Genomic DNA, 6,935 nt, shown 5'->3' on the forward strand with positions numbered 1-6,935 from the left:
CCTGAAGCGCCTCCACAGCTACAACGGTTATCAAACCCCGGTAGCCATGGAGAAAAAGCTCAAGGATGCGGCATGAAACCTTAACTGGTGTCCAAAATAAGTTGACCAGTTCAAGCCCGCTCCCACGATCCTGATCCTGATCCTGATCCTGATCCTGATCCTGATCCTGATCCTGATCCTGATCCTGATCCTGATCCTGATCCCACGATCCCACGATCCCGCTCCCACGATGCCAAGGATTACGTGCCCCTCGCCGATCAGGCCTTACCGCTGACCACCATCTTGCGCGCATGCGCCAGCGATTCCTTGGTCAGGTCAATCCCGCCCAGCATCCGCGCCACTTCCTCGACCCGTTCACGCTTGCCCAGGTTGGCCACTGCGGTATGGGTGGTCTCGCTATTGCGCACCTTGTGCACGAACAGGTGATGATGCCCCTGCGCCGCCACCTGCGGCAGGTGGGTCACTGTCAGCACCTGGCCGCGTTCGCCGAGCCGCCGCAGCAGTTGGCCAACGATCTCGGCGGTAGGCCCGCCAATGCCCACGTCCACTTCGTCGAACACCAAGGTCGGAATTCGCGAGGTCTGGGCGGTGATCACCTGAATCGCCAGGCTGATCCGCGACAGCTCACCACCCGAGGCCACTTTGGCCAGGCCCTTCAGTGGCTGCCCAGGGTTGGCGCTGACCAGCAATTCGATCTGCTCCAGGCCGTGCGGTGACGGCTCGGGGCTGTCAAACGGCGTGAGCTCGATACAGAAGCGCCCGCCAGGCATGCCCAGGCGCTGGACTTCCTGCTCTACCGCCGTGGCCAACTGTTTGGCGGCCTGCTGGCGCAGTGCGCTCAATTCGACAGCTTTGTCTTGATAGTGCTGGGCGTAGGCTGCCAGTTCTTCGCCCAGGCGTTCGATGGACTCGTCGCTGGCATTGAGCCCTTCGAGCTCCTCCATCAGGCGCAGCTGTAGGTGCGGCAGCTCGGTGGGGTGCACGCGGTGTTTGCGCGCCAGCGTATAGATAGTATCGAGCCGCTCTTCCAGCGCCTGTAGGCGCATCGGGTCGGCGTCGAAGTTATCGAGGAAGCGGTTGAGCTCGCCAACCGCTTCCTCTACCTGGATCTGTGCGCTGGCGATCAGGGTGGCGGCCTCGCCCAAGGCCTTGGGCGCGCTGGCTACTGCGGTGAGGCGGTTGAGGCTGACGGTCAGTGCGTTGAGCACATTGCCCGAATCGCTCTCGCTGCATTGATCGATGACCTGGCGGCAGATGCCGAACAGCGCCTCGGCATTGGTCAGGCTTTTATGTTCCTGCTCCAGCTGCTCCAGTTCGTTCTCGCCCAGGCCGAGGTTGTCCAGCTCCTCGAGCTGATAGCTGAGCAGTTGTTGGCGGGCGCGTTGCTCGTCGCCCGAGTTGGACAGGCGCTCGAGCTCCTGGCGGGTCTGGCGCCAGCGTTGCGCGGCCAGCTGCACCTGGCGGGACAGGTCGATCGCGCCGGCATACTCATCGACCAGGCGGCGGTGGGTGTCGGTCTTGAGCAGCGATTGGTGCTCGTGCTGGCTGTGGATGTCGATCAACAACTCACCCAGCGCCTTGAGGTCGCCAAGCGGGCAGGGCGTGCCGTTGATATAGCCGCGGCTGCGCCCTTCGGCGGTGATCACCCGGCGCAGGATGCACGGGCCGTCGCTTTCCAGGTCGCGCTCGCTCAGCCATACGCTGGCTTCGGGGATGTCGACCAAATCGAAGGTGGCGAGGATGTCTGCCTTGTCCGCGCCGGGGCGCACCACGCCGCTGTCGGCCCGGTCGCCCAGGGCCAGGCCCAGGGCGTCGAGCATGATCGATTTACCGGCGCCGGTTTCGCCGGTGATCACACTCATGCCGCGAGCGAGCTCGAGGTCCAGGTGTTCGACGATGGCGTAGTTATGAATGGACAGGTGGACCAGCATGAGGGCGCTCCCGAAGGGTCATGTCTGGATATTTATACAGTGCTTTTTGCCTGGCTGACAATGCCCGTTTGGAGATTGATTTGTCACCACGGAAAGCTGTCTGCCCCTTGAACCTGATTTTTACGACCCCATATAGCCGACAGACAAGGCGAGTACGTCTCGCATACCAGAAATTGCGGAGGAGATAGCCAATGGCTGACGAACAGCTGGATCCACAAACCCCTAACACCGAAGAGGCAGGTTCTGAGGATCTCGGTACCCGCGTCCAGGTGCTCGAGGAGCAGCTGGCCGCCGCCAAGGACCAGTCCCTGCGCGTTGCCGCAGACCTGCAGAACGTGCGTCGCCGCGCTGAGCAGGATGTCGAGAAGGCACACAAGTTCGCCCTGGAGAAGTTTGCCGGCGACCTGCTGCCAGTGATCGACAGCCTGGAGCGTGGCCTGGAGTTGTCCAGCGCCGACGACGAAACCATCAAGCCGATGCGCGAAGGTATCGAGCTGACCCTGAAGATGTTCCACGACACCCTCAAGCGCTACAACCTTGAGGCTGTCGATCCGCACGGCGAGCCGTTCAACGCCGAGCACCACCAGGCCATGGCCATGCAGGAAAGCCACGAGGTCGAGCCCAACAGCGTGCTCAAGGTGTTCCAGAAGGGTTATCTGCTCAACGGCCGCCTGCTGCGCCCCGCCATGGTGGTGGTCAGCAAGTCGCCTGCTGCAGCTCAACCTTCGATCGATGAAAAGGCTTGAAATCCTCTGGGGCGTCCCCATTTAGGTGTCAAGCATTCAAGTATTACCGCAGTTGGCCAATGTAGTCGCTGCTAGCTAATTCAAAGTTTCGGGAGAGTTAACATGGGTAAAATCATCGGTATCGACCTGGGGACCACCAACTCGTGCGTCTCCATCCTGGAAAACGGTAACGTCAAGGTTATCGAGAACGCCGAAGGCGCGCGTACTACCCCTTCGATCATCGCCTACGCTAACGATGGCGAGATCCTGGTGGGTCAGTCGGCCAAGCGCCAGGCGGTCACCAACCCGCACAACACCCTGTACGCGGTAAAACGTCTGATCGGTCGCCGCTTCGACGAAGAAGTCGTGCAAAAAGACATTCAGATGGTCCCGTACAAGATCGTCAAGGCTGACAACAACGACGCCTGGGTCGAAGTCAACGGCCAGAAAATGGCGCCGCCACAGATCTCTGCCGAGATCCTGAAAAAGATGAAGAAGACCGCCGAAGACTACCTCGGCGAGCCTGTCACCGAAGCGGTCATCACCGTTCCGGCTTACTTCAACGACAGCCAGCGTCAAGCCACCAAGGATGCCGGTCGCATCGCCGGTCTTGACGTAAAACGTATCATCAACGAACCAACCGCAGCTGCACTGGCTTACGGTATGGACAAGGCCAAGGGCGATCACACCGTGATCGTTTATGACCTGGGTGGTGGTACCTTCGACGTTTCGGTCATCGAAATCGCCGAAGTCGACGGCGAGCATCAGTTTGAAGTTCTGGCCACCAACGGTGACACCTTCCTCGGTGGTGAAGACTTCGACATTCGCCTGATCGACTACCTCGTCGACGAGTTCAAGAAAGAAAGCGGCATGAACCTCAAAGGTGACCCGCTGGCCATGCAGCGCCTGAAAGAAGCTGCGGAAAAGGCCAAGATCGAGCTGTCTTCGAGCCAGCAGACCGACGTCAACCTGCCGTACATCACTGCAGATGCCACCGGTCCTAAGCACCTGAACGTGAAGATCTCCCGCGCCAAGCTGGAGTCGCTGGTAGAAGACCTGGTGCAGCGCACCATCGAGCCTTGCCGCATCGCTCTGAAAGATGCCGGTATCGACGTGGGTTCGATCAACGACGTGATCCTGGTCGGTGGTCAGACCCGCATGCCGCTGGTGCAGAAAGCGGTTACCGATTTCTTCGGTAAAGAAGCACGTAAAGACGTCAACCCGGACGAAGCGGTTGCCATGGGTGCTGCCATCCAGGGCGCGGTTCTGGCTGGCGATGTCAAGGACGTACTGCTGCTGGACGTCAGCCCGCTGACCCTGGGTATCGAAACCATGGGCGGCGTGATGACTGCGCTGATCGAGAAGAACACCACCATCCCGACCAAGAAGTCGCAGGTGTTCTCCACCGCTGACGACAACCAAAGCGCTGTGACCATTCACGTGCTGCAGGGTGAGCGTAAGCAGGCTGCGCAGAACAAGTCGCTGGGTAAATTCGACCTCGCCGACATTCCACCAGCACCACGTGGCGTGCCGCAGATCGAAGTGACCTTCGACATCGACGCCAACGGTATCCTGCACGTAGGTGCCAAGGACAAGGCGACTGGCAAGACTCAGTCGATCGTGATCAAGGCCAACTCCGGTCTGTCTGATGAAGAAATTCAGCAGATGATCCGCGACGCTGAGGCGAACTCGGAAGAAGACCGCAAGTTCGAAGAGCTGGCCGCTGCCCGTAACCAGGGTGATGCGCTGGTCCACTCGACGCGCAAAATGGTCGCTGACGCCGGTGATAAGGTTACCGCTGAAGAGAAAACCGCGATCGAAGCTGCCCTTGTTGCCCTGGAAGCCGCTGTCAAAGGCGACGACAAGGCTGCGATCGAAGCCAAGGTCGAGGAGTTGTCCAAGGTTTCCGCACCGGTTGCTCAGAAGATGTACGCCGAGCAGGCAGCTGAGCAGCCTCAGGGCGGCGCCCAGCAGCAGGCTGAGCCGGAAGCCAAGCACGATGACGTGGTTGACGCCGAGTTCGAAGAAGTGAAAGACAACAACAAGCAGTAATCCCTGCAAGTTGTCGCCCAGCCACCGCCCCATGGCGGTGAGCTGGTAGGATGTCGCCGCGCGGGGGCTTGCTCCCGCGTTGGCGTATCTGTAATTCGAGAATTTTTACAGCATCTGTCAGCGGCCATTTTAGTTGGCGGCAGGCAGGAGCTGATGGCGCGGCGCGGATGCCGAACGCCCAACAAGGTGCAAATGACCTATGTCCAAGCGTGATTATTATGAGGTCCTGGGTGTCGAGCGCGGCGCCAGCGAAGCAGACCTCAAGAAGGCTTATCGCCGGCTGGCGATGAAGTACCACCCGGACCGTAATCCGGGCGACAAAGAGTCCGAAGACATGTTCAAGGAGGCCAACGAGGCCTACGAAGTGCTGTCTGATGCGAGCAAGCGCGCAGCGTTCGACCAGTATGGTCACGCCGGTGTCGACCCGAGCATGGGTGGCGGCGGTGCAGGCTTTGGCGGCGCCAACTTCTCCGACATCTTTGGCGATGTGTTCAGTGACTTCTTCGGTGGTGGTCGCGGCGGTGGACGTGGCGGCGCTCAGCGCGGCAGCGACCTGCGCTACACTCTGGAGATCAATCTGGAAGAAGCGGTGCGCGGTACCACGGTCAATATCCGGGTGCCGACACTGGTCAACTGCGAGCCATGTGACGGCAGTGGCGCGAAGAAGGGTTCGACCCCTTCGACTTGCCCAACCTGCGGCGGTATCGGCCAGGTGCGCATGCAGCAGGGCTTCTTCTCGGTGCAGCAAACCTGCCCGCGCTGCCATGGTCAGGGCAAGATCATCACCGACCCGTGCAATTCCTGCCATGGCGAAGGCCGTGTCGAGGAATACAAGACCCTGTCGGTCAAGGTGCCGGCTGGCGTCGATACCGGCGACCGTATTCGCCTGTCGGGCGAAGGCGAGGCGGGTGCTCACGGCGGCCCGACTGGCGATCTGTATGTCGTGATCAACGTGCGTGAGCACGCGATCTTCCAGCGCGACGGCAAGCACCTGTACTGCGAAGTGCCGATCAGCTATACCGACGCTGCCCTGGGTGGCGAGCTGGAAGTACCGACCCTTGATGGTCGGGTCAAGCTGAAGATCCCGGAAGGTACCCAGACCGGCAAGCAGTTCCGTCTGCGCGGCAAGGGTGTAGCCCCTGTGCGTGGTGGTGCGGCCGGTGACCTGCTGTGCCGCGTGGCGGTGGAAACCCCGGTCAACCTCAGCCGTCGTCAGCGTGAGCTGCTCGAAGAGCTGCGTGACTCGCTCGAAGGTGATAGCTCTCATTCGCCCAAGGCCAGCGGTTGGTTCGAGGGTGTGAAGCGCTTCTTCGGCGATCTTTGACAAGGAACAGGCTATGCGACGTATTGCGGTAATGGGCGCGGCGGGGCGGATGGGCAAGGTCCTGATCGAGGCGGTCCAGCAACAGGCGCCAAAAGCTGGGCTGACGGCGTCGATTCATCGCCCCGACAGCAGTCTGGTGGGTGCTGATGCCGGTGAGCTGGCGGGTCTGGGGCGAATCGGCGTGCCGATCTCCGATGACCTGGCCAAGGTGGTTGACGAGTTCGACGTGCTGATCGACTTCACTCACCCTTCGGTGACCGTGAAGAACCTGGCGTTCTGCCGCAAGCACGGCAAGGCGATGATCATCGGCACGACCGGCTTCTCTGTCGAAGAGAAGCAGTTGCTGGCCGAGGCGGGCAAAGAGATTCCGATCGTCTTCGCGGCCAACTTCAGCGTTGGCGTCAACCTCAGCCTCAAGCTACTGGATATGGCGGCGCGCGTGCTGGGTGATGACGTCGATATCGAGATCATCGAAGCTCACCACCGGCACAAGGTCGATGCACCTTCAGGGACTGCGCTGCGCATGGGTGAAGTGGTTGCCAATGCGCTGGGTCGTGACCTGCAGGAAGTGGCGGTGTATGGCCGTGAAGGCCAGACCGGTGCGCGTGATCGCAAGACCATTGGCTTCGCCACTGTGCGCGCTGGTGATGTAGTGGGTGATCACACCGTGTTGTTCGCGGCTGAAGGCGAGCGCCTGGAAATCACCCACAAGGCCTCCAGTCGCATGACCTTCGCCAAGGGTGCGGTGCGTGCCGCGCTGTGGCTGGATGGCCGCGAGCCGGGGCTGTACGACATGCAGGACGTGCTCGAGCTGCGTTGATAAGAGCGAACTGATCAGCCGTTCGTGGGAGCGGGCTTGCCCCGCGATAGTGCCAGTAGGGGCGCAGGTGTTGCCTGTACTGG

At 60.9% G+C, this 6,935-nt stretch carries 6 protein-coding genes; 4 read left to right on the forward strand and 2 right to left on the reverse strand.

Annotated features, from left to right (window positions below; translation table 11 throughout):
* Positions 1–214, reverse strand: a 214-nt coding sequence (locus AAZU54_RS27070; protein WP_434727884.1) for a hypothetical protein, incomplete at its 3' end; no start/stop codon positions are given.
* Between the two features lie 43 nt (positions 215–257).
* Positions 258–1,931 carry a DNA repair protein RecN gene (gene recN, locus AAZU54_RS27075; RefSeq protein ID WP_186556508.1) on the reverse strand — a complete coding sequence of 558 codons (1,674 nt, stop codon included), beginning with the start codon at positions 1,929–1,931 and terminating at the stop codon, positions 258–260.
* Between the two features lie 191 nt (positions 1,932–2,122).
* Between recN and grpE the strand changes: the two genes are divergently transcribed.
* From grpE to dapB, 4 genes are all read left to right on the forward strand, one after another.
* Positions 2,123–2,677 (forward strand): nucleotide exchange factor GrpE, encoded by a 555-nt coding sequence (grpE, locus tag AAZU54_RS27080; RefSeq protein ID WP_186556507.1) that lies wholly within the window; start codon positions 2,123–2,125, stop codon positions 2,675–2,677.
* Positions 2,678–2,779: 102 nt separating this feature from the next.
* Positions 2,780–4,708 (forward strand): molecular chaperone DnaK, encoded by a 1,929-nt coding sequence (gene dnaK / locus AAZU54_RS27085; protein WP_312154693.1) that lies wholly within the window; start codon positions 2,780–2,782, stop codon positions 4,706–4,708.
* Between the two features lie 199 nt (positions 4,709–4,907).
* Positions 4,908–6,032 carry a molecular chaperone DnaJ gene (gene dnaJ, locus AAZU54_RS27090; protein WP_186556505.1) on the forward strand — a complete coding sequence of 375 codons (1,125 nt, stop codon included), beginning with the start codon at positions 4,908–4,910 and terminating at the stop codon, positions 6,030–6,032.
* 13 nt (positions 6,033–6,045) lie between these two features.
* Positions 6,046–6,852 (forward strand): 4-hydroxy-tetrahydrodipicolinate reductase, encoded by an 807-nt coding sequence (gene dapB / locus AAZU54_RS27095; RefSeq protein ID WP_434727885.1) that lies wholly within the window; start codon positions 6,046–6,048, stop codon positions 6,850–6,852.
* Positions 6,853–6,935 lie beyond the last annotated feature (83 nt).

This window comes from Pseudomonas sp. Je.1.5.c, from assembly GCF_051129895.1.
Taxonomy (GTDB): domain Bacteria; phylum Pseudomonadota; class Gammaproteobacteria; order Pseudomonadales; family Pseudomonadaceae; genus Aquipseudomonas; species Aquipseudomonas urmiensis.

What these genes read in the sequence shown, in the direction of transcription:
- grpE (WP_186556507.1), top strand. Translation starts at nt 2,123, where the DNA reads ATGGCTGACGAACAGCTGGATCCACAAACCCCTAACACCGAAGAGGCA.
- dnaK (WP_312154693.1), top strand. Translation starts at nt 2,780, where the DNA reads ATGGGTAAAATCATCGGTATCGACCTGGGGACCACCAACTCGTGCGTC.
- dapB (WP_434727885.1), top strand. Translation starts at nt 6,046, where the DNA reads ATGCGACGTATTGCGGTAATGGGCGCGGCGGGGCGGATGGGCAAGGTC.
- dnaJ (WP_186556505.1), top strand. Translation starts at nt 4,908, where the DNA reads ATGTCCAAGCGTGATTATTATGAGGTCCTGGGTGTCGAGCGCGGCGCC.
- recN (WP_186556508.1), bottom strand. Translation starts at nt 1,931, where the DNA reads ATGCTGGTCCACCTGTCCATTCATAACTACGCCATCGTCGAACACCTG.